Below are 21,323 nucleotides of genomic sequence, written 5' to 3' on the forward strand. Positions count from 1 at the left end.
TCAGTCAGAAATTTCGAGGAAGGATTGGCCCTGTGGTGTGGCCAGGTCGGTGCCTGTCTCCAAGGGCTCGTGGCTGATAGCGTTCATCGTTGCCCAGGCCAGATCAGAGTGGCCCGTCTGCTCGCTGCGTCCTGCTGCGTAGGTCACGTTCCGCCCGCTGGCCGTCATCTCGCGTTTGATGGCCATGAAGCTGGCTGCCAGCTCCTTGTTGCCCGCGTCGAACTCAAGCCTGCCCGCATTGATGACCTGTTGCGCCTTCAGCACCAGCATCGTCTTGCTGTCCACGCTGTAGTTGATGCCGCGCACGGCGGGGTAGAACTTCTGCACCAGCTGATAGACGCCTTGCCCGATGCCGGTGGTGTCCACCGTCATGCCAGCCACGTTGTAGCGTTCGGTGATGGTCTTGATGGCCTTGGCCTGGGCTTCAAAGTCCATGCCCTTGAACTGCTCTGCGTGCAGCACGCGCAGCACGCCGCCCGGCTTCGTGGGAAGTGCAACCACCACCAGCCCGGCAGCGTCACCCGTGTGGCTCGGGTCATATCCCACCCACACCGGCAACCATCCGTAGGGCCTCTGGCTAAACGGCTTGAAGTCGCTCCACAGCTCCCAGCTGTCCACCATGCAGCCCTGCAGCATCGAAAGCGGGAACACCGAGAACGAATCATCGACAAACCCGCACATCAGCAGGTTGGCAAACTCCGCATCGGAATATTCCAGCTTGAGTTCTTCTAGGTCGAACAGGTCACAGCCGCCCGCGAGCGCATCCATGATCGTGACGATGTTGCGCCACACCCGGTCTTCACCAGTGAAGCCACCAGCCAGGCGAGCGTGGGTCAAGTCCACTTCAATCCTGGACTTCTTCTTGACCCGCAGGCCGGACCAGAACGCGTACGCCGCGTGCTGAATGCTGCTAGGCGTGCTGAAGTAGGTCTTGCGCCATTTCTTGTGCATGGCCATGCCACTGGCCACCTTGTTAAGGCGCTCAAAGTCCTGAGTCCAAAAGAACTCATCAAAGTAGAAATTGCCGTGATAGCCCTGAGCGGTGCGTGCGTTGCTGCCCAGGAAATACAGCGTGGCACCGTTGGCCAGCACGATGGGGTCGCCCTTCAACTCCACCCCCGTGACTTCATGCACGAACGCGCAGATGTACTGCTTGAAGATGTGGGCCTGGGCCTTGCTGGCAGACAGGAAAATCTGGTTGCGACCAGTCTCCAGCGCATCTATCAAAGCCTCGCGCGCAAAGTACCAGGTGGCGCCGATCTGGCGGCTTTTGAGAATGGCCCGCGTGCGTTGCTGGCTGCTTTGCCACCAGCCCAGCTGGTACTTGAACAGCGAATCAAGGAAAGCGCTTTTCAGCTGCTCCACCTGTTCCTCTGGCAGGTGGTTTTTGCCGCGTGCCTTCTTTGGCCCGGCGTTGCGCGCATCAATGGCCGGGTTCAGATCGGCTTCGCGCCCCGTGCGTTCGTACTTGCCGATGCGGGCCAGGCGTTCCAGCTGGCGGCCCAGCAGGTCAATTTCCTTGAAGTCGCCGCCCGTCTTTACGTCCTTCGCTATCAGCGTTGAAAGCCGCGCCTCCAGCGCGTACTCCACGCGCTGCGCCGCTGGTGCGTCCTGCCACTTTTCCGCCTTGCACCAGCCGTGCAAAGTGCCCCGGGGCACCCCCAGGTGCTCCGCGATGTGCGACAGCTTCCAGCCCATCCAGAACAATGCACGCGCTTCACGGCGCACACCTGCACCGCCGTCTACCGGGCTGGTTTCGCCGCCCGGCTGAACGTCTTTGAAGATGGCCTTGGCGCGGCTGGTGATGGCCTTCTGTGCAGCGCTTCCCGTGTTGTGCACGGCGCTGACCGGGCGCTTTGGCTTGGCTGTGGTGGCTGGTTTGGTGGCGGTTTCGCTTGTCATGGGCTGCCAGTGTCTGCCGCGCGCGCGCGGAACGCAGCAACGGCAATATGTGACTCGCGCAGCCACAGCGCGCACAAATTGCGGCAAGTGCAAGGCATGCAGAACATAGGCGGTAGATCAACTCACCGCACGAAAGCCGCACCATGCCAGCACCGTCCAAGTTCTACCGCGTAGCCGTCGAAGGCCCGACCATCGACGGGCGAAACATCCAGCGTGAATGGCTGAAGCAGGCCGCAGCCAACTATGACCCCGAGGTGTACGGTGCCCGCGTGTGGGTTGAGCACATGCGCAGCGCGCTTGCTGACAGCCCCTTTTCTGCGCAAGGCGACGTGATCGCGTTGAAGGCGGAAGAAATCAAGACCGGCAAGCTGGCCGGAAAGATGGCCTTGTTTGCCCAGCTGAAGCCGCTTGCAGGTCTGCTGAACCTCAACAAGAACGGCAAGAAGATGTTCACCAGCATCGAGCTGGTGCCCAATTTCGCGGAGTCGGGCGAAGCCTACGTGACGGGCTTGGCCGTGACCGACGAACCGGGCAGCCTTGGCACTGAAATGCTCAAGTTCTCCGCGAAGGGTGCAGACAACAAGCTCACCAGCGAGTTCATGGAAACGACTCTGGACATGGAGGCTGGCTCGGACACCGACCCAGACAGCGGCAGCCTCGCGGGCCAGATGGTCAAGGCATTCAGCAGCATGCTGGAAAGTTTGCGCGGCATCACCGCGCCCAGGCACACACCAGAAACCACCGAGGCTTTCGCTGCCAAAACGCTGGAAGTGCTGGGCGCGGCTGATGCCGCCATTCAACACCAGTCCAAAGAACTGGCCGCCGAAAAGGCCGCCCGCGAGAAGCTGGCGGGCGAGTTCTCTGCGCTGGCAAAGCAGTTCAACGAACTGACCGTGAAGCTCAGCGTGCAAGACGGCAGCACCACCGGGCGCCCAGAAGCCACCGGCACCGAAGGCGCCGTGCTGGCCGACTGCTGAGCCAGAACCACCACGCGCTCAACACACGACACCGCAGACCACAAACGAACCCAAGGGACAGACCATGAAGAACCAAACACGTAAGCACTTTTCCGCCTACCTCTCCCAGCTCGCAACGCTCAACGGCGTGGAGTCTGCCGCGCAAATGTTCACAGTCACGCCCACCGTGCAGCAGAAGCTGGAAAGCCGCATTCAGGAAAGTAGCGAGTTCCTGAAATCGATTGGCATCTACCCGGTGGACGAAATGCAGGGCCAGAAGATCGGCATCGGCACCGATGGCCCAGTGGCCAGCCGCACCGACACCACTGCAGGTGATCGCGTCACGCGCGACGCTGCCTCGCTGGGCGGCCAGGGCTACCAATGCGTGCAAACCAACTACGACACGCACGTGCGCTACGCCACCCTGGACATGTGGGCCAAGTTCCCCGACTTCCAGCTGCGCCTGTCGCGCGCCATCCAGCAGCAGTGTGCGCTGGACCGCATCATGACCGGCTTCAACGGCACCAGCGCGGCGGCCAATACCAACCGCGTCACGAATCCGCTGCTGCAGGATGTGAACAAGGGCTGGCTGCAATACCTGCGCGAAAACGCACCAGAGCGCGTCATGGACCACGGCGCCGCGGCGGGCAAGGTGGTAGTGGGCGCCACTGGCGACTACAAGACGCTGGACGGCCTCGTGTACGACGCCACCGAATCGCTGCTGGACGCCTGGCACGCCGAAGCGGGCGACCTCGTGGCCATCGTCGGCCGCGGCCTCATGCACGACAAGCTGTTCCCGCTTGTGGACGGCCAGACCGCCCCCACCGAAATGCTGGCCGCTGACATCGTGCGAAGCCAGCGCCGTCTGGGGGGCAAGCCGGGCATCACCGTGCCTTACATGAAGCCCAACGCCATCCTCATCACCAGCCTGAAAAACCTGTCCATCTACTACCAGGACGGCAGCCGCCGCCGTGCAGTCATCGACAACCCCAAGCGCGACCGCATCGAGACATTCGAGAGCAGCAACGATGCCTTTGTGGTGGAAGACCTGGGCAAAGCCTGCCTGATCGAAAACATCGAGCTGCAGGACTGACGCACAGCAGCTGGCCGCAAATAGCTGCTCTTAAAAAAGGGAGCCGCTATTTGCAAGCCTACCGCCACAGCACCGACAAGAAGCACGGGAAACACCAGCAATGCGACAGACACCAGCCCAGCGGCACCGCATGCACAGCCTTGCATCGCAACAGGCCGCGCAACGCGAAGCCGACAACGCCCACGGCCAGACCGTAGGCACCGCCTACGAACTGCAGCTGGCCCAACTGCACCAGCACCGCCTGCGCCTGAAAGACATGCACAGCGTGGAAAAGAAGATCGAGGCCAAGGGCGCGATGCTGCCCGAATACGACGCCTACGTGGACGGTGTTCTGCAGGCCCGGCCAGGCACGCAGGACGATGTACTGGCCACCGTGCTGGTGTGGCATATCGACGCAGGCAACTACGCCCGCGCGCTGGAGATTGCAGAGTACGCGCTGGCCAGCGGCATCAAGCCGCCAGACCAGTACAACCGCAATCTGCCCACCATCGTGCAGGACGAAGTGGCCGAAGCCATCCTGGCGGGCAAGCTGAGCGGCGCCGATGCGCTGCAGGTGGCAGCCAAGGCCATGGCGCTGACCGACCAGGCTGACACGCCCGACCAAGCCAAAAGCAAGCTGTACAAGGCCGCAGGCTGGGCGGTGCTGGGCAAGACCGGCAGCCACGATGTGGACATGGCTACCCGCACCCTCAAAGCGTGCAAGGAAGCACTGCCCCTGCTGCAGCGCGCCATGGAGCTGGACACCCGAGCCGGTGTGAAAAAAGACATTGAGCGGCTGGAGCGCCGCCTGGCCCCAAAGACCAAGTAAGCCAGGCGAAGTAACCCAGCCGCTGTAACCCGGGCGTACCCCGCACCCGTGGCGGCCCCAGGGCAGACAGGCGCACACCCGTGCACCCCTGCAATGCCCTGGGCCACCGCCACACCTCACACCATCCACCAAGCAAAGTGCACCATGTCGTTCATCGCCACAGCCAACCCGCCCGTCATTGGCGCAGAGCAGCCGGTACAAAACCACCCCTGGTTTCCGGCTGTCTCATTGCCCGACCTGCGCAAAGTCTGCCTGCTCGACGGCACGGTAACGCCCAACCGCCTGCGCCATGCGCTGCTCCATGCGCTGGACACGGTGAACGGCGAGCTGCGGGCCTTTCGCGTCCAGCACGAAGCCCAGGGGCACGCCAGCCTGGCCGCCGTGCCCTGCGAGCAGCTGGACGGCACCAGCGCCAACGTGGCGCGCTACCTGCGCGCCGTGTATGCCCACGTGCAGGCCGACATGGCCGAGGCCTACCGCGACATTGACACCACGCCCTCGGGCGACGGCAAGGCCGAGCGCGTGCGCGAGAAGATCGAAGCCAAGATCGAGGAACACCGCCGCACCATGCGCTGGGCCTTGTCTGATCTGCTGGCCATCCCCCGCACCACCGTGGAGCTGATCTGATGCCCAGCGTGATCGCCAACGACCACGAAACCGTGGACGCCCTGTGCATGCGCACCCTGGGCCAAACCGCTGGGGTTGTTGAGGCCACCCTGGCCATGAATCCCGGCCTGGCGGCCAAAGGCCCCCACCTGCCTGTTGGCACGGTGGTGGAGCTGCCCGCCATCACCGCCGCACAAAAGACCATCAAAACCATCCAGCTGTGGGACTGACCATGGACAAAGAAAGCATTGCAAAAGCCATCGCGGTGGAAAGCGCCAAGGCATCGCCACCCGTTGCCGTGGTGGCCCACCAAGTGGCCAACGGGTGGACGCTGAGCCACACCCTCACCGCCCTGACCATCCTCTACGTGGGCGCGCAGCTGGCCTACCTGCTGTGGAAGTGGCGCAACGAACGCGCCGAGCGCGCAGCCCGGGGGCTGTGATGACCACGACACGGCAAACAGTTGCGCGGGTGGCGGTGGCCTTTCTCACCATGTCGGCCACCGGCTACGCCACCTGGCAGGCGAGCGAGGGATTCACCGCAGGGCCAGTCATCCCCACCGCTGGCGACGTGCCCACCATTGGCCACGGCTCCACCCGCTACGAAGACGGCACGCCCGTCACGATGGCCGACCCGCCCATCACCCGCCAGCGGGCCGACCAGCTGGCGCGCAACCTGAACGATCAGGCCGAGCAGCGCTTTAAGGCCAGCCTGCCCGGTGTGCTGCTGTACCAGGGCGAGTTCGACCTGTACATGGACTGGGTGGGCCAGTTCGGCATAGGCAACTGGCACAAGCCGCAATCTCCCCGCACATCGCTACTGCGCGGCGACCACGTGGGCGCCTGCCAGGCTCTGCTGCATTGGCGCTACCAGGCCAAGCGCGATTGCCGCGAACCTGTCAATTGGGGGCGGAAAGGCTGCAAAGGCGTGTGGACACGCCAGCAGAAACGAAACCGCGACTGCATGGAGCTGCAACCGTGAAACACCTTCCATTGACCAGCGCCGCGCTGGTGCTCATCGCCTGCATGCCCCTGAAAGCGCAGGCCAGCGGCTTCTACCTGCCGCCCATTGCTGAGGCAATGTTGTGGCTGCTCATCAATCCCGAAGGCTGGGCGGTGCTGGGCGTGACCATCGTGCTGGTGCTCGTTTGCATCGTCGCGCTCATCCGGCGCAAGCGGGGCGGGCGGTGACCTTCGGCCAACTTAAAGCCTACGCCTGGCAGCTTGCAGCCATCGCCCTGGGCGTCCTGCTGGCGGTGCAATCCGTGCGGCTGGCCAATGCCCAGCGCGACCACGCCAGGGCGGTGGGCGTGTTCAACGCTGCCGCCGCAACTGCAGAGCGCAAGGCGCGCGAACAGTCCGAAACCTACCGAGCCAAAGAAAAGGAACTGCGCAATGCACACGACAAGATCGAGCGCGAGACACAGGCCACCCTTGCCGCTGCTACTGCTGGCGCTGATCGCGCTGTTGCTGCTGGCCAGCGGTTGCGCCGCGACCTTACCGACTACATCACCGCCCACCGTGAGCGGGCCCCAGCTGCCGCCGCTGCCAGCCAGTGCGCGCCAGACGCCCCCGCCCTTGATCTGCTTGCCGACCTGTTCCGACGCGCTGACCAGCGAGCGGGAGAGCTGGCGGCAATCGCTGACACCGCCCGTGCCCGTGGCACCGCCTGCGAGCGCGCCCACGATGCAGCCCGCGACACCTTGAACGAAGCCGCCCCCCATGCTCAAGCCCGGTAGCCTGCGCGCCCACCTCACGACGGCCGTGCCATCACTGGCCGCCAACCCGCACAACCTGATCGTGGTGGCCCGTGGTGGGCGCACACAGACCACAGGCACGGGCAGCTTGTCGTTTGAGTACGCGTACACGCTGCAGGTGATCGTGCTGGACTACGCCGGGCACGCTGACGCCATCGTGGTGCCGGTGCTTGCGTGGATTTCCCGTAACCAGCCCGAGCTGTTCGACAACCCCGAGCGCGCCAAGCAGGCGCTGCGCTTTGATGTGGAATACCTCACCGCCCAAAGCATCGACCTGGCGCTAGAGATCGACCTCACCGAGCGCGTGCTGGTGCGCCCCAGGCCCAACGCCGAGCCCGGCGCGCTGGAGCTGCACCACGTTCCCGAGCCACCGCACCCCGCGCACCTCGACAAGCCCGAGCACTGGTCCCTGTGGCTGCGGGGCGAGAAGCTGGCCGAGTGGGACCACGACCCCAGGTAAGCCATGGACGACGATCTGCAGCGGCTGGAAGATTGGGTTGCGCCCCTGCTGGCGCGGCTGAGTCCAGCCGAGCGCCGGGGCCTGGCCCGCGCCGTAGCGCGCGACCTGCGCGCCGCCAATGCCGAGACCATGCGAGCGCAGACCGCGCCCGATGGCAGCGCGTGGGAGCCCAGAAAGAACAAGCTGCGCGACGAACGCGGCCGCATCAGGCAAAAGGCCAAAGCCCAGGCTATGTTCGTGCGCCTGCGCGCTGCAAAGCACCTCAAGGCCCAGGCCACCCCATCCGAAGCCATGGTGGCGTTTGCAGGCCGGGCCGAGCGCATCGCCCGCGTGCACCAGTTCGGGCTGGAGGACCGCGTGAAGCCCGGCGGGCCGACCTACCGCTACCCCGTGCGCGAGCTGCTGGGCATCACCGACTCCCAGGTGGAGCGCGTGCGCGATCTGGTGTTGTCTCACATGGCTGGCAAAGGTCAGTAGGGCAGGGCGCAGGCAGTGTGCATAGCGCAGCCACAGCGATGGCTGCGTGCTTTTCCACGCGCGCGCGGGCACCATCAAATGCATGGATCGCCCCGTCAATCAGTCCGAATCGCCACTCGAAATCCTGCGCCGCTTAGAGAACCTTCTGCGCGCCGGAACGGTGGAGCAAGTGCGCCACGGCAAGCCCGCGCGCTGCCGCATTCGCACGGGTGACTTGCTCACCAACTGGGTGCCCTGGATGGCGGGCCGTGCCGGTAAAAAGCGCCGCCAGTGGTGGCCGCCTGAGATTGGCGAGCAGTGCCTGCTGCTGGCCCCTGGTGGCGACCTCATGAATGCCGTGGCCATGCCAGGCATCCCCAGCGACAAGGCCCCCCAGGGCAGCGAGAGCGAAACCGAGTGCCGCACCGACTGGAGCGAAACCGACCACATGAGCCATGACAGCAACGGCGGCCATCTGGTCATCGAGTGCGTGGGCTCCATCTCATTCAAAGTGGGCAACACGGTACTGACGCTCACCCCCGAGGGCGCCACGGTGGTGCCCGACCTGGTGGGTGGTGGCCACGTCAGTCTGGTGCAGCACGTCCACGGCGAAGTGCGCAGGGGCACCGACACGTCGGGGGCGCCTGTATGAACCGCAACACCGGCCGCGCCGTCACCGGGCTGGAGCACCTGCGCCAGTCCGTGGCCGACATCCTCACCACCCCCGTGGGTTCGCGCGTCATGCGCCGCGACTACGGCTCCCTGGTGCCCGAGCTGATCGACCAGCCCGACAACGAAACCACCCAGGTGCGGCTGTTCTCTGCCGTGGCCGGGGCGCTGATGCGCTGGGAACCGCGCCTGCGCCTGTCGCGCGTGGCCACTGCCCGTGATGCCGCCCAGCCCGGCGCCGTGGTGCTGACCATCGAGGGCGTGTACCTCAACGAATACAGCCGGGCCGAGCAGCTGGCGCTGTCTCTACAAATCGCGGGGCGCACAGCATGACAACGCAAGACCTGACCCAGCTGCCCGCCCCCAACGTGGTGGAGACCCTGGACTTTGAAACAATCCTGGCCAGCCACCGCGCGGACCTGATCGCGCGCTACCCTGTCGCGGCCAGTGTCATCGCGCTGGAGTCTGAACCCCTGGCCAAGCTGCTGGAGGCGCACGCCATGCGCGAGCTGGTCTACCGCCAACGGGTGAACGATGCGGCCCGAGCCTACCTGCTGGCCTACGCCACCGGCTCAGACCTCGACCACAAAGGCGCGTTCTATGGCGTGCCCCGCCTGCCTAGCGAAACCGATGAACGCTACCGCGTGCGCATTCAACTGCGCATCCGCGCGCTGGCAGGCAACGGCACCCGCGAGCATTACGAGCTGGTGGCCATGACGGCCGACCAGAACGTGTACGACGCCACCGCCGTGCAACCAGCGCCCGGCCGCGTGCAGGTACTGCTGTGGCTGCACGATCTGGCCCAGGCCGCCGCCACCCAGGCCACGGTGCTGGCAGCGCTCAATGCCGAGGATGCGCGCCCCCTGGGCGTGCCGGTGTCCGTGGCCCTGGCCCGGCCCCGCGCCATCCACATCACCGCCACCATCACCCGCGAGGCGGGCGCGCCGGTCAACCTGCTGACGCAGCTGCAGGCCGCGCTGCCCAAGGCCATGGCCACCTATGCCCGCCTGGGCCGGGGCGTGCCCCGTTCGTGGATTACCACGCAGCTGCATGTGGCTGGCGTGGCCGCCGTGCGCTACCCCAATGCCGACGCACCGGCAGAACTGACGACGCTGGCCGCCGACGAATACCCCACGCTAGGCACCCTGCAGCTGATCGATGGGGGCCTGGTGTGACCGCCACCACCCTGGCCCCGCGCCGCACCCTGCTGCCGCCCCAGTCCACAGAGCTGGAGCGCGCCCTCGACCAGACCTTCCCCCAGTGGGATGCCCTGGCCGCTGCCTTCACCGTGCCCAGCCTGGGCGAGCCCGAGCAGTTCGCGCCCTGGCTGGCCGCCGAGTACGAGCTGGCCCAGTTCGCGCCGTACTTCCCCACCACGGCCGAGCTGATCGAGCAGGGCCTGCAATGGCTGTTCACGCGCGGCACCGCCGCCAGCGTGGTGCGCGCCCTGGGCTGGGTGGGCTTTGCCGGGTCCAAGGTGGACGAAGACGGCGCCTACCTGCACATCAACCTGGGCCGCCCCGCCACCGCCGAAGAAATGGCCCGCGTGGCCCATGTGGTGCGCGCCAGCCTGCCTGCCCATGTGCACTTCTACCGGGTGTTCAACCCCCTGAACGATGTGCGCCGCATCGTGCTGGACCGTGCCCCGCCGCTTGACACCGGGATGCTGGACGGCGATTCCGGCGTGATGGGGCCGGATGGCGTGAAGCTGTCCTTCGGGGAGCGCAGCGGGGCCACCTTGCCCGCAGCGCCTGCCGGTGCGCTGCCCGCGATTTCCACGCAGCAGCGCGTGGGCCTGATCCGCTACGACGACATGCCCGTGCTTGACGCCTGGCGCCTGGATTCGCACGTCCTCATGGGCGTGTCGGGTGGCGTGATGGAGCTGTTTCGCAGCACCACCACGGCCCACACCCCAGGCGGCGGCGCCCTGGCCACGGCCGAGGCCCGCGCCAGCGTGGCCCCCTGGGTGGCGCCTGACCCCGTGGCGGCCGGGGCTGCTGCCCACATTTCCACCGCGCCCGAGCCCATCAGCCCACCGCGCCGCTGGGGCGGCCCGTGGGGTAGCCCGTGGCGCCAAGCCTTCCTACTCATTCAATCCGAGGAAACCTGAACCATGGCAGTTTTGCAGAACCAAGGCCGCACCGCGCTGGCCCGAGCCATCGCCAGCCAGTCGCTGTACCTGGCCTGGGGCCGGGGCCTGCCCGCGTGGGATGCCGCGCCCGAGCCCGAGCCCACCAACGCCACCGCGCTGGTGGACGAAATCGGCCGGCGCCTGGCTACGGCGGTGCAGTACGTGGTGCCCAACCCTGCGGGCGAGATCGAGCTGCCAGACGGTAGCCGCTATTCGCCCACCGCACAGCCCTCGAAGTGGCTGCATGTGCGCTGGACGTACGACTACGCCGACGCAGAGGGCGAGACCGTGCGCGAGCTGGGCATTTTTGTGGGGGGCACCACAGCGGCAGGCCTGCCCGCTGGCCAGCGCTACTTCACCGCCGCCCAGGTGGCCACGCCTGGCGACCTCTACACGCTGGAGCGCCTGCCCAAGTTCACCCGCAACGGCGCGGTGCGCCAGGTCCAAGAGTACGTGCTGCCCTTCTGATTGAAGCCATGAACACAACTGCCATTCGCAACCGTTTCGACAGCGCAAAGAATGTCGATTCCATCGCCTTCCGGCAAGACCGCGTGCTGCAGTCTGCCGAGCTGAACGAAGTGCAATCCCTCTTTGCCCATCGCCTGCGCGGCCTGGGCGATTCCTTGTTCAAAAACGGCGACGTGCTGCGCGGCGCCCGCATCATCGTCAACCCCACCACCGGCGAGACCGTGGCCGAGGACGGCGCCATCTGGCTGGCCGGTGCGCTGCGCGGCGTGCCCCCGGCATCCTTTGCCGTGCCTGTGGTGGGCGTGGTGCATGTGGGCGTGTACCTGCAGTCGCGCCTTGTCACCGAGCTGGAAGACCCCACGCTGCTGAACCCCGCCGCTGGCACGCCAAGCTACCAAGAACCTGGCGCCGCCCGTTACGTCATCGACCCGCTGTGGGGCACAGCTGGCGACGGCAAGGCCGGGGACTTCTACCCCGTGTGGGTGGTGGAGAACGGCTACGTGCGCGCCAAAGAAGCGCCGCCCAACATTGACGCGGTTTCTCGCGCCCTGCAGCAGTACGACATCGACAGCACCGGGGGCAGCTACGTTGTGCAAGGCCTGGAAGTGGCCATGGCCGCCGACCTGGCCAGCGGCGAGCAGGTGTACACCGTCACCGAGGGGCGCGCCCGCGTGCGTGGCGTGGGCATCGAGCTGCAGGCATCGCGCCGCCTGGTGTACGCCACCGGCCCCGACCTGCTGACAATTGACAGTGAACCCCACCTGTCCACCACCGAAGGGGCGCAGCGCATCAACATTGGCCGCCCCCCATGCAAGGGCGTGCCTCAGGTGCGCATCACGGCCCGCCGCACCGTCACGCTGGTGCATGGCGGCTATGGTGGCGCGTCTGATCCATTGCCCAGCGCCAGCGTGGTCCAGCTGGAGAAGGTCAAGCAAGGCGGCACCACCTACACCCAGGGCACCGACTTCAAGCTGACGGCGAGCCAGGTGGACTGGAGCCCGGCCGGTGCCGAGGTTGCGCCCGGCTCCAGCTATGACGTGACCTTCATCGAAATCGCCAACGTTGCGCCCACCGATGTGGACCCGCGCGGCTTCACCGTCACGGGCGCGGTGGTGGGTTCCACCACACTGGTGAGTTACGAGCAGCAGCTGCGCCGCATTGATCGCCTGTGCATGACCAGCGAGGGCGGGTTTGAATGGCTGCGCGGTACATCGAGCGCCTGGACGCCCACCGCCCCGGTGGTGCCCGACGACATGCTGCACCTGGCCAGCATCTACCAAAGCTGGGACGACACCCGCCGCGTGGTGCAAGACGCCGTGAAAACGGTCCCCATGCATGAGCTGGTGGGCGAGCGCAAGCGCGTGGACGCGGTGATGATGGACCTGGCCGAGCTGCGCCTGGCCTTGAACGCCCAGGGCATGGATTCCGGCGTCAAAAAAGGCATCTTTGCCGACCCGTTCCTGAGCGACAACCAGCGCGACGCAGGCCTGGCCCAAACGGCCGCCATCGTCAAAGGCGCCTTGCAACTGCCCCTCACGCCCACCGTGCACCAGCTGGGCAAGAACATCAGCGAGCGCCAGGCCCCCGCCCATGGCTACCGTGTGGTGCTGGCGCAGTCCATGCGCACGGGCTCCATGCTGGTCAACCCTTACCAAGCGTTTGACCCCATCCCGGCCGCCGTCACGCTCACGCCCAACGTGGACCGCTGGACCGAGACCAAGACCACCTGGGCCAGCGCCATCACCGAGCGGCTGTACACCGGCTCGGGCGCCATTCAGAACATCACGGGCGTGACCAACACCACCCGCACGCTGTCGGAAACCACCAGCGCGCTGGAATACCTGCGCCCCATCCCCGTGCGGTTTGACCTCAAGGGCTGGGGGCCGGGTGAGCCGCTGGGCGCCATCACGTTCGACGGCATCGCGGTGCCTGGCCAGGCGCTGCCAGGCGGCACCCTGCAAGGCACCCCCACGGGCGAGCTGTCGGGCACCTTCACCATCCCCGAGAACGTCACGGCGGGCACCAAAACCGTGCTGTTCACCGGCACCCTGGGCAGCACCGGCAGCCAGACCTTCATGGGCCAGGGCACGGCCGTACTGCGCACCCAGCAAAGCGTGCGCACCGAACAGTGGGTGCAATACGACCTGCCCGTGACGAATACGGGCAGCGGCGGCGCTGTGTTCGGGCCTGCCGGGGCTGGCAGCTCCACACCACAAAACAGCAGCCAGTGCAGCAAATGGCTGTACGAGGGCTACTACGACCCGCTGGCGCAAACCTTTGTACTGGACGTAGCCACGCAAACCGCTGGCATTGACCTGTGGTTCACCGCCAAGGGCGGCCCGGTGGTGGTGCAGATTCGTGAAACCAGCAACGGCGTGCCCACGTCCACCGTCGTGGTGGAGCAGCGCGTGCCGCTGGACGCCATCCAGCTGGGCCAGTTCACCCGCGTGACGTGGGTTCCGGCGATGCTGCAGGCCAAGCGGGAATACGCCGTGGTGGTGCTGTGCGACGACGCCACCACGGCGCTGGCCGTGGCCGAGCTGGGCAAGCAAGACCCTACCCAGGGCTATGTGACCAGCCAGCCCTACCAAGTGGGTGTGCTGCTGTCGTCGTCCAACGCCAGCACCTGGACCGCGCACCAAGACCGCGACCTGACGTTCCGCCTTTTGGCAGCGCAGTACACCGAAACCGAGCGGGTGATCGACCTGGGCACCGCTGATCTGGTGGACGCCACCGACCTGATGATCCTGGGCTTTGCCGAGCGGCCCTCCGCTGCTGCAAACCTCACGTTCGATCTGGAGTTCCCGCCCGCGCTCAACAGCGAGGTGGTGCGCCTCACGGATGGCCAGGTGATCTGGTTGGCCGCGCCGTTCACCGGCCAGGTCAAGGTGCGCGCCCGCATCACCGGCGACGCCACGGCCGCCGCCATCCTGGGGCCAGGCGTGCAGCTGATCGCCGCCAAGATCGAGCCCAGCGCCAACTACATCACCCGCACCGTGGCCGCCTCGGGCAACAACCGGGTGCTGGCGGTGTACGAGGGCGACATTCCCGGCGGTTCGTCCGTGCAAGTGCATGCCCAGGCCAACGCAGCGGGCGCCCCCTGGGTGCCCGTGCCCTACCTGAGCGCCAGCACCAACACCGCAGGCGTGCGCGAGATTACGCACGAGCTGACCGGCTTTGCCGCCGCCACCGGCTTGCGCGTGCGCCTCACGCTCACCGGCAGCACCACCGCGCGCCCCTACGTGGGCAACCTGCGGGTTGTCGTTTTGTAAGGGGGAGCCATGACATTGCTGGGACAACCCATTGACGAACGCACCGCCGCACTGGCGCTGCCACTGCCGCACATCGCCAACTACCAAGAAGACGACGTGCCGCGTATCCGGGCCGCGTTTGAGCTGATCGACACCGCCATGCAGCTGCTGGGGCTGGACATGGACAGCCGCGACGACGCCCTGGCCGCCCGCGCTGCGCTGCTGGAGTACGCCGCAGCCCGCCCCAGCGCCGTGGTGTATGGCTACGACGCCCAGGGGCGCGTGGCCACAGCCACCGCCACCGTGGGCGGGGTGGCCCGTGTCACCACTTACACCTACGACGCGCAGGGCCGCGTGGCCACCGTGGCCTACCCGGTGGCCGGTGGCCTGGTACGCACCGAAACATTCAACTACGACGCCCAGGGCCGCGCCAGCGGTGCCACGGCAGTGGAGAGCACCCCATGAACCTCGACCCAGTCATCCTGGCCGAACTGCAGCGCGGTGGACCACCACCGTGGGTATCTGGCCGCACCTACCTCAAGGGCTGGGAAGTGCGCAGCCTGGTCAATTTGCAGCGCTACGTGCGCAAGGTGGCAGGCGCAGGCGACACCGACCCAAGCGCCGACGCAGCCAACTGGGAGCCCTGGTCCAAGACCGTGGACACCACGCTGGCCGCCCTGGGCACCAGCGTTGCCAACGTCAAGGCGGTGGCCGATGCATTGGCGGTCACGCTGGCCAATGTCAAAGGCACCGCGGACACGATCAACGCCACGCCCAGGGGGATAAAGAGCATTCAGCGCGGGGTTACCACAGTGACTGGCGGCGCCACGTCCATCAACGTGACCATTGCAGCCGTGAACCTTGCCAAGTCTCGCCTGAGCCTGCTTTCTAGCTTCGCCTGGAATGCTGACAACGCCGTCTATTCAAAAGCCAGCCTTGCGTTTGTCAACGCCACCACGATCAAGGTGGAGGGCTTCTACTTTGTGAGCGGCATCGGGCCCTATGCGGAGTCTGTGTCCTGGGAACTGATCGAGGAATATTGAAATGCAAGCCCATTACTACGCCCAGGTGAGCGCTGCCTCTATCGTTTTTGCTGTCACGCAAGTAGCCGCAGAGATTGAGGCGCCCGACATGGTGCCCATCGAATCGTTAGATGCCTCATTGATCGGCCAACGCTGGAACCCTGCGGCTCAAGCTTTTGAGCCCGGCCCACCACCGGCAGAAACCACAGAGCGCAACGTTTCGCGCAAGGCTTTCCTGTCCCGTTTCACCGACGCCGAGGCCATCGACATTGATCTGGCATCCATCGGCGCCACACGGGAAGCCGCGACGGTGCGCCGCTACCTGTCCAAAGTGAACGCGGCCCAGCACATCGACCTGGCCGACGACGAAACCCGCACAGGCGTGCAAGCGCTGGAGGCGGCCGGGCTGCTGCAGCCTGGCCGGGCGCTGGCCATCCTCGACGCCCCCATCGAGCCCAAAGAGCTGCCCTGAGCCACCACCAACCCACCACCCATCACCCAACCACTGGAGCCATACATGTCCCTTGCCAGCTTTCACCACGGCGTGCGCGTCACCGAAATCAACGACGGCGTGCAAACCCTGCGCGTGCCTTCCACGTCCATCATCGGCCTGATCGCAACCGCCCCCGATGCCGACGAAGCAGCCTTCCCGCTGAACAAGGCGGTGCTGTTCACCAAGATCGACGCCGCCATCGGCAAGGCAGGCACCCAGGGCACGCTGGCCCGCGCACTGACCGCCATCAAAGACCAAGCCCGGCCTGTTGTTGTTGTCGTTCGCGTGAATGAAGGCATTGGCGCCGATGAACAGGCCAAAGAAGAAGACCAGTCTGCCAATGTGATCGGCACCACCGCGGGCAGCCACTACACCGGCATGCAGGCCTTGCTGGCAGCGCAGCAGCACCTGGGCGTGAAGCCGCGCATTCTGGGCGCCCCAGGCCTGGACACCGAAGCCGTCACCACGGCCCTGGTGGCGGTGGCGCAGAAGCTGCGCGCGTTCGTGTACGCAGGGGCCAAGGGTGACAACATCAGCCAGGCCGTGGCCTACCGCGACAAGTTCGGCGCCCGCGAGCTGATGCTGCTGTGGCCCAACTGGAAAGCGCTGGACGTGAACGGCGCGGGCGTGGTGGAAGTGCCCGCCGCCGCCTACGCCATGGGCCTGCGCGCGCGCATCGACACCGAGCAGGGCTGGCACAAGAGCCTGTCGAATGTGACCATCAACGGCGTGGTGGGCGCAAGCAAGGATGTGTTCTGGGACTTGCAGAGCCCAGACACTGACGCGGGCATCCTGAACGAAGCCCACGTCACCACGCTGATCCAGTCCACCGGCTACCGCTTCTGGGGCAACCGCACGGCAGAGAAGGACGGCCAGTTCTATTTTGAGACCGCCACCCGCACCGCCCAGGTGATCGCGGACACCATGGCCGAGGGCCACATGTGGGCCGCAGACAAGCCGCTGACGCCCGGCCTCATCAAAGACATCCTCGAAGGCATCAACGCCAAGTTCCGCGAGCTGAAAGCGCTGGGCCACATCCTCGACGGCAAGGCCTGGTACAGCGAAGACGTGAACGAAACCGCCACCTTGAAGATCGGCAAGCTGGTGCTGGACTACGACTACACGCCCGTGCCGCCCCTGGAGGATCTGGGATTCCGCCAGCGCATCACCGACCGCTACTTCGCTGACTTCGCCTTGCGCGTGGGCACCACCCAGTAAGCGCCACCCGCCCCACCCGTTAACTATTGGAGATCAACATGGGATTGCCCCGCAAACTGAAAAACTTTGCGCTGTTCAACAACGGCGTGGCCCACGTGGGCGAAGTGCCCGAAGTCAACCTGCCCAAGCTGTCGCGCAAGATGGAGGATTACCGATCCGGCGGCATGAGCGGCACCATCAAGCTGGACTTCGGCATGGAAGCCATGGAAATGGAATGGACCGCCGCTGGCTACATGAAGGAACTGTTCACCGCCTGGGGCACGCTGCGCCACGACGGTGTGTTGCTGCGCTTTGCGGGCGCGCTGCAGGCTGACGACTCCGAAAGCGTGGACACGCTGGAAGTGGTGGTGCGCGGCCGTCACGCTGAAATCGACCCCGGCAAGTCCAAGGCCGGGGACAACACAGAAATCAAGATCAAGAGCGCCATCAGCTACTACAAGCTGACGATGAACGGCACCACGCTGCTGGAGATCGACCCCGTGAACCTGATCGAGATGGTGGACGGCGTAGACCGATTGGCCGAAGTGCGCCAGGCCCTGGGCATCTGATCGCCCGGCAACACCAGCCATCCCACAGCGGCCCCAGCGGCCGCCCTCCCTCATTGCCTTTGAAGACCGAGACCTGAACCATGCAAACGAATCAACCCACCACCGCCATCACATCCACCGAAGCCGCTGCAGTGGCCGAAGCCGTGGCCCATCGCGACCCCAACACCGTGACGCTGGATACCCCCGTCAAGCGCGGCAACGGGTTCATCACCGAGGTGACCCTGCGCAAGCCCAACGCGGGCGAGCTGCGCGGCGTGTCCCTGGCCGAGCTGCTGCAGATGAAGGTGGACGCGCTGCAAACCGTGCTGCCCCGCATCACCAACCCCATCCTGCACAAGCAAGACATGGCCACGCTGGACCCCGCCGACCTGGTGAACATGGGGACGGTGGTGGTGGGTTTTTTGCTGACGAAGGAAACGAAGCGGGACTTTGTGACCGAGTAGAGGACGCCGTGGCCGACCTGGCCCTGGTCTTCCACTGGACGCCCGCCGATGTGGCCGAGATGACAGTCACCGAGCTGATGGAGTGGCGCGAACGTGCCCGCGAACGCTACGAGCAACGGGGCCAGGAATGAACAGCGGGGCGCCTGGTGCGCCCCGCCCTTTTGGGGGATATGCAACAATGAACCATGATCTTTACAGCCCTGTCGTACCTGCTGATCGGCGCACTGGCCATCATGGCCCTGGGCGCGCTGCTGCTGCCCGTGTACGTGTGGATGCTGGCGCGCGACAAAGCACAAGCGGCCGACCTGGCCAACGCCCGGCAGCTGCTGGGCGCAGACTTTCCCAGCTGAATAGCCGCGTAGCCATTGGCGCCCCAGTCCAAGGGGGCCGTCATGGCTGACAACCTGCGCCTGCGCGTGGTGCTGGACCTGGCCGAGCGCGTGCTGGCCCCCATGAAGCGCATCAGCTCCAGCAGCAGCGATGCCGCCCGCGCCCTCAAGGCCGCCAAAGACCGGCTCAAAGAACTGAACGCCCAGCAGGCCCAGGTGGGCGAGTTCCGCACCCTCAAAACCAACCTGCAGGAAACCGCCGCCAAGCTGACCGAGGCACAGACCAAGGTGGGCACCCTGGCCCGCGCGTTCGGCCAGGCGGGGCCACCCACCCGCGCCATGGAGCGCGCCCTGGCCAGCGCCAAGCGCGAGGCCGCCGCCCTGGGCGTGCAGCACACCCAGCAGCAAGAAAAGCTACAGCAGCTGCGCACCCGCCTGAGCGCTGCGGGCATCAGCACGCGCGAGCTGGGCACGCAATCGCAGCGGCTGCGGGGCGACATTGCCGCCACCAACGCGGCCATCACCGAACAAACGGCCAAGCTGCGCGCCAATGCCGAGCAGCAAAAGCAGCTGGCCAAGCTGCGCGACCAGCACGCCAAGAGCATGGTGCACACCGGCATGGCTGTGGCAGGCAGCGCGGCCCTTATGGCTGGAGGCAACAAGCTAGCGGGGCCACTGCGTTCGGTGGTGGGTGCATTCGTGCCCGCCGAAAACTCAGAGACCCAGCTGCGCGCGTCCATGATGACGAACACGGGCGCGGTGGGGCCTGAATACAAACAGATTCTGGACCTGGCCACGCGCTTGGGTGATCGCCTGCCAGGCACCACCGCCGACTTCATCGACATGATGACGATGTTGCGCCGCCAGGGCATGACATCGCAGGCCATCCTGGGCGGCCTGGGAGAGTCGGCCGCCTACCTGGGCATCCAGCTGCGCATGCCTGTCACGGCGGCCGCAGAGTTTGCGGCCAAGATGCAGGACGCAACCCAGACGGCAGAGCGCGACATGATGGGCCTGATGGACACCATCCAGCGCGCCTATTACCTGGGCGTGGACCCCACCAACATGCTGCAGGGCTTCAAGAACATGGGCGCCGTGATGCCCTACCTTGGAAAAAAGGGGCTGGAAGCGAGCCAACAGCTGGCGCCGCTGCTGGTCATGATGGATCAGGCAGGCATGGCTGGCGAGGCTTCAGGCAATGCCATTCGCAAGGTGGTGCAGCTGTCGCTGGATTCCGAGAAGCTGGCCAAGACCAACCGCATGCTGGCAGGCGAAGGCGTAGAGCTGAACTTTGCAACCAAGGGCGGCAAGTTCGCCGGGCTGGACAACCTGTTCGCGCAACTTGACAAACTCAAGGGCATTGACAGCGATGTGAAGCGCATCGCAGCGATGAAGAAGCTGTTCGGGGATGACTCGGAAACCCATCAGGTGTTGAACACCATGATGGAAAAGGGCATCGACGGCTACCGCGAAGTGGTGGCCAAGATGCAGGCCCAGGCCGACCTGCGCAAGCGTGTGGACGAGCAGTTAAAGACGGTAAGCGCCGCAGCAGAGGCCGCGCAGGGCAGCTTTACCAACATGCTCAAGGACATGGGCGCCACTATCGCGCCCGATCTGGTGCTGATCCTGAACAAGCTGGGCGAGCTGGCCAACGGCATCGGCGCATGGACGCGCGAGAACCAAGCGGTGGTGAAGTGGGGCCTGCGCCTGGTGGGCGTAGTATCTGTGCTGGCCGTGGGTGTGGGGGCGCTGGGCCTGTCCATTGCATCCGTGCTGGGGCCGCTGATGATTACGCGCTTTCTGATGGCCCGCCTGGCGCTGAGCATGGGCGCTGCCAGAACGGCAGCAGCTGCGGCAGGGCCTGCCCTGGGTGTTCTGGGGCGCATGGCCGCCTGGGTGGGCCGCGTGTTTGGCTTTGTGCCCGTAGTGCTGGGCTACGTGTGGCGGGCGCTGCTGGTGCTGGGGCGGGTGCTGATGCTCACCCCCTGGGGCCGCGCCTTGGGCCTGCTGGCCACTGCGGCCGTGATGATCTACCAGAACTGGGACGGCATCAAAGGCGGACTGATCGCTATCTGGGAGCAGCTGTCGGGCGCCACAGCCGCGTGGTGGAACAGCACCATCGCGGGCGCGGCGGCGCTGTGGCAAACGCTGGTGTCGCTCAAAGACCGGTTCTTTACCGCTGGCGGCGACCTGATGGACGGGCTTGTCAATGGCATCACCAGCCGGGTGCAGATGGTGCGCGATGCCATCGGCGGTGTGGCCGACGATGTGGGCGCCTGGTTCCGCGAGAAGCTGGGCATTGCCTCACCGTCCAAGGTGTTCATGCAGTACGGCGGCTGGATCAGCGAAGGCGCCGCCCTGGGCATTCAAGGCGGCCAGGGCGCGGTGCGCACTGCGGCGCTGGCCATGGCCACGGCGGCCACCAGCGCTGTGCCGATGGCGGCCGGTGCAGCAGCCCTGGGGCCAGATGGCCAGCCACCGCTGCAAGCCCAGGCCCTGCGCCTGGATACCCGCCCACCCCTCATGGCGCCAGCAATGGGGCCGCGTGCAGGCGGTGGCGGTGGGGGCAGCACCTACAACATCACGATCAACGCAGCGCCGGGCATGGACCCCAAGGAAGTGGCGCGGCTTGTTTCCGCAGAGATGGACCGCCGCGAGAACAAACAGAAGTCGCGCGTGCTGTCGTCCATGAGCGATATCGACTGAGAGGCACA

At 65.9% G+C, this 21,323-nt stretch carries 27 protein-coding genes; 26 read left to right on the plus strand and 1 reads right to left on the minus strand.

Annotation, left to right across the window (positions count from 1 at the left end; genetic code table 11):
* A complete protein-coding gene (locus CLU86_RS03010; protein ID WP_099740561.1) occupies positions 1–1,902 on the minus strand; it encodes a terminase large subunit domain-containing protein in 1,902 nt (633 codons plus the stop codon).
* A 143-nt stretch (positions 1,903–2,045) separates the two neighbouring features.
* Between CLU86_RS03010 and CLU86_RS03015 the strand changes: the two genes are divergently transcribed.
* The 26 genes from CLU86_RS03015 to CLU86_RS03135 all read left to right on the plus strand — a co-directional run bounded on the left by CLU86_RS03015 (position 2,046) and on the right by CLU86_RS03135 (position 21,315).
* Positions 2,046–2,879 (plus strand): GPO family capsid scaffolding protein, encoded by an 834-nt coding sequence (locus CLU86_RS03015; protein WP_099740562.1) that lies wholly within the window; start codon positions 2,046–2,048, stop codon positions 2,877–2,879.
* A gap of 64 nt (positions 2,880–2,943) precedes the next feature.
* Positions 2,944–3,951: a phage major capsid protein, P2 family gene (locus CLU86_RS03020; protein ID WP_099740563.1), complete on the plus strand. Its 1,008-nt coding sequence runs from the start codon at positions 2,944–2,946 to the stop codon at positions 3,949–3,951.
* Between the two features lie 130 nt (positions 3,952–4,081).
* Positions 4,082–4,759, plus strand: coding sequence for a phage terminase small subunit (gene gpM / locus CLU86_RS03025; RefSeq protein ID WP_233194758.1), 678 nt, complete (start codon positions 4,082–4,084; stop codon positions 4,757–4,759).
* Between the two features lie 144 nt (positions 4,760–4,903).
* On the plus strand, positions 4,904–5,386 hold the full coding sequence (locus CLU86_RS03030; RefSeq protein ID WP_099743241.1) for a head completion/stabilization protein: 483 nt from the start codon (positions 4,904–4,906) through the stop codon (positions 5,384–5,386).
* A complete protein-coding gene (locus CLU86_RS03035) occupies positions 5,386–5,595 on the plus strand; it encodes a tail protein X (protein WP_099740565.1) in 210 nt (69 codons plus the stop codon). The genes CLU86_RS03030 and CLU86_RS03035 overlap by 1 nt, the downstream gene beginning before the upstream one ends.
* A gap of 2 nt (positions 5,596–5,597) precedes the next feature.
* Positions 5,598–5,807 carry a hypothetical protein gene (locus tag CLU86_RS03040; protein WP_099740566.1) on the plus strand — a complete coding sequence of 70 codons (210 nt, stop codon included), beginning with the start codon at positions 5,598–5,600 and terminating at the stop codon, positions 5,805–5,807.
* On the plus strand, positions 5,807–6,346 hold the full coding sequence (locus CLU86_RS03045) for a lysozyme (protein ID WP_099740567.1): 540 nt from the start codon (positions 5,807–5,809) through the stop codon (positions 6,344–6,346). Before CLU86_RS03040 ends, CLU86_RS03045 begins: the two co-directional genes overlap by 1 nt.
* Positions 6,343–6,555, plus strand: a complete 213-nt coding sequence (locus tag CLU86_RS03050; protein WP_143226643.1) for a hypothetical protein — start codon at positions 6,343–6,345, stop codon at positions 6,553–6,555. The genes CLU86_RS03045 and CLU86_RS03050 overlap by 4 nt, the downstream gene beginning before the upstream one ends.
* Entirely contained in the window at positions 6,552–7,103 is a 552-nt protein-coding gene (locus tag CLU86_RS03055) for a DUF2514 family protein (RefSeq protein ID WP_099740569.1), read from the plus strand. Before CLU86_RS03050 ends, CLU86_RS03055 begins: the two co-directional genes overlap by 4 nt.
* Positions 7,087–7,581, plus strand: a complete 495-nt coding sequence (locus CLU86_RS03060; protein WP_099740570.1) for a phage tail protein — start codon at positions 7,087–7,089, stop codon at positions 7,579–7,581. The genes CLU86_RS03055 and CLU86_RS03060 overlap by 17 nt, the downstream gene beginning before the upstream one ends.
* 3 nt (positions 7,582–7,584) lie before the next feature.
* The gene (locus CLU86_RS03065; protein ID WP_099740571.1) at positions 7,585–8,058 is read left to right on the plus strand and encodes a phage virion morphogenesis protein; all 474 of its coding nucleotides are present in this window, start codon (positions 7,585–7,587) and stop codon (positions 8,056–8,058) included.
* Between the two features lie 82 nt (positions 8,059–8,140).
* Positions 8,141–8,689, plus strand: coding sequence for a phage baseplate assembly protein V (locus tag CLU86_RS03070; RefSeq protein WP_099740572.1), 549 nt, complete (start codon positions 8,141–8,143; stop codon positions 8,687–8,689).
* A complete protein-coding gene (locus CLU86_RS03075) occupies positions 8,686–9,039 on the plus strand; it encodes a GPW/gp25 family protein (protein WP_099740573.1) in 354 nt (117 codons plus the stop codon). The genes CLU86_RS03070 and CLU86_RS03075 overlap by 4 nt, the downstream gene beginning before the upstream one ends.
* Positions 9,036–9,881 (plus strand): baseplate J/gp47 family protein, encoded by an 846-nt coding sequence (locus CLU86_RS03080; protein ID WP_099740574.1) that lies wholly within the window; start codon positions 9,036–9,038, stop codon positions 9,879–9,881. Before CLU86_RS03075 ends, CLU86_RS03080 begins: the two co-directional genes overlap by 4 nt.
* A complete protein-coding gene (locus tag CLU86_RS03085) occupies positions 9,878–10,816 on the plus strand; it encodes a phage tail protein (RefSeq protein WP_158236295.1) in 939 nt (312 codons plus the stop codon). The genes CLU86_RS03080 and CLU86_RS03085 overlap by 4 nt, the downstream gene beginning before the upstream one ends.
* A 3-nt stretch (positions 10,817–10,819) precedes the next feature.
* Positions 10,820–11,305, plus strand: coding sequence for a hypothetical protein (locus tag CLU86_RS03090; protein WP_099740576.1), 486 nt, complete (start codon positions 10,820–10,822; stop codon positions 11,303–11,305).
* An 8-nt stretch (positions 11,306–11,313) separates the two neighbouring features.
* Positions 11,314–14,577, plus strand: coding sequence for a DUF4815 domain-containing protein (locus CLU86_RS03095; protein ID WP_099740577.1), 3,264 nt, complete (start codon positions 11,314–11,316; stop codon positions 14,575–14,577).
* A gap of 9 nt (positions 14,578–14,586) precedes the next feature.
* Positions 14,587–15,021, plus strand: coding sequence for an RHS repeat domain-containing protein (locus CLU86_RS03100; protein ID WP_099740578.1), 435 nt, complete (start codon positions 14,587–14,589; stop codon positions 15,019–15,021).
* Positions 15,018–15,599 (plus strand): hypothetical protein, encoded by a 582-nt coding sequence (locus CLU86_RS03105; protein WP_099740579.1) that lies wholly within the window; start codon positions 15,018–15,020, stop codon positions 15,597–15,599. Before CLU86_RS03100 ends, CLU86_RS03105 begins: the two co-directional genes overlap by 4 nt.
* A 1-nt stretch (position 15,600) precedes the next feature.
* On the plus strand, positions 15,601–16,050 hold the full coding sequence (locus CLU86_RS03110) for a hypothetical protein (RefSeq protein WP_099740580.1): 450 nt from the start codon (positions 15,601–15,603) through the stop codon (positions 16,048–16,050).
* A 45-nt stretch (positions 16,051–16,095) separates the two neighbouring features.
* Positions 16,096–17,289 carry a phage tail sheath subtilisin-like domain-containing protein gene (locus CLU86_RS03115; protein WP_099740581.1) on the plus strand — a complete coding sequence of 398 codons (1,194 nt, stop codon included), beginning with the start codon at positions 16,096–16,098 and terminating at the stop codon, positions 17,287–17,289.
* A gap of 38 nt (positions 17,290–17,327) precedes the next feature.
* On the plus strand, positions 17,328–17,837 hold the full coding sequence (locus tag CLU86_RS03120) for a phage major tail tube protein (RefSeq protein ID WP_099743242.1): 510 nt from the start codon (positions 17,328–17,330) through the stop codon (positions 17,835–17,837).
* An 80-nt stretch (positions 17,838–17,917) separates the two neighbouring features.
* Complete coding sequence (locus CLU86_RS03125; protein WP_099740582.1) at positions 17,918–18,280, plus strand: phage tail assembly protein; 363 nt, start codon at positions 17,918–17,920, stop codon at positions 18,278–18,280.
* Positions 18,281–18,288: 8 nt separating this feature from the next.
* Positions 18,289–18,411: a GpE family phage tail protein gene (locus CLU86_RS03130; RefSeq protein ID WP_099740583.1), complete on the plus strand. Its 123-nt coding sequence runs from the start codon at positions 18,289–18,291 to the stop codon at positions 18,409–18,411.
* A gap of 54 nt (positions 18,412–18,465) precedes the next feature.
* Positions 18,466–18,630: a hypothetical protein gene (locus tag CLU86_RS22770; protein ID WP_158236296.1), complete on the plus strand. Its 165-nt coding sequence runs from the start codon at positions 18,466–18,468 to the stop codon at positions 18,628–18,630.
* Positions 18,631–18,672: 42 nt separating this feature from the next.
* The gene (locus CLU86_RS03135) at positions 18,673–21,315 is read left to right on the plus strand and encodes a phage tail tape measure protein (protein WP_143226645.1); all 2,643 of its coding nucleotides are present in this window, start codon (positions 18,673–18,675) and stop codon (positions 21,313–21,315) included.
* Positions 21,316–21,323: the final 8 nt, after the last annotated feature.

The sequence above is a fragment of the Acidovorax sp. 62 genome (assembly GCF_002754495.1).
In the GTDB taxonomy this organism is placed as follows: domain Bacteria; phylum Pseudomonadota; class Gammaproteobacteria; order Burkholderiales; family Burkholderiaceae_C; genus Acidovorax.